General features: G+C 49.3%; 1 protein-coding gene. It reads left to right on the top strand.

Going from position 1 to position 668, the window contains the following annotated elements; genetic code table 11:
- Positions 1-668 (top strand): glycoside hydrolase family 6 protein (locus IDZ20_RS05820; protein WP_188150489.1); only part of this gene is annotated, 668 nt, incomplete at both ends.

Consider the following 668-nt stretch of genomic DNA (forward strand, 5'->3'; position numbering starts at 1 on the left):
CCAAACCGCGACTGTGCGGCACTGGCTTCTAACGGTGAATTGCGTATTTCTGAAGGTGGCTTCGAACGCTACCAGAACGAATACATCGCGGGTATTACCGAGATTGTTGGCGATTCTAAGTACTCCGGTATTCGTATCGTTGCGGTTATCGAAGTTGATTCGCTACCAAACTTGGTTACCAACATCGACGAAGCTGACTGTCAAGAAGCTGCTGGCGCTGGCGGTTACGTAGACGGCATCCAGCACGCTCTTAACGAGTTAAGCAAGATTCCTAACGTATACTCCTACGTTGATATCGCGCACTCAGGCTGGTTGGGCTGGAGCGACAACTTCTCTGAAGCTGTTACTCTAATTGGCGATGCTATTTTGGCAACAGACAACGGCGCAAACAGCATTGCTGGTTTTGCTTCTAACTCTGCCAACTACACGCCAGTTACCGAACCCTACATGCAAGATCCTAATTTGCAGGTTGGTGGTAACCCAATCCGTTCATCAGACTTCTATGAGTGGACTCAATACCTAGAAGAGTTGCAGTTTGTACAGGCATGGCGTCAAGCTATGATCGACAAGGGCTTCCCTTCTACTCTCGGTATGCTTATCGATACAGGTCGTAATGGTTGGGGTGGTGCAAACCGTCCTTCAGGCGCTTCCTCTAGCACCGATCTAAA

It is taken from the genome of Teredinibacter waterburyi, from assembly GCF_001922985.1.
GTDB lineage: Bacteria > Pseudomonadota > Gammaproteobacteria > Pseudomonadales > Cellvibrionaceae > Teredinibacter > Teredinibacter waterburyi.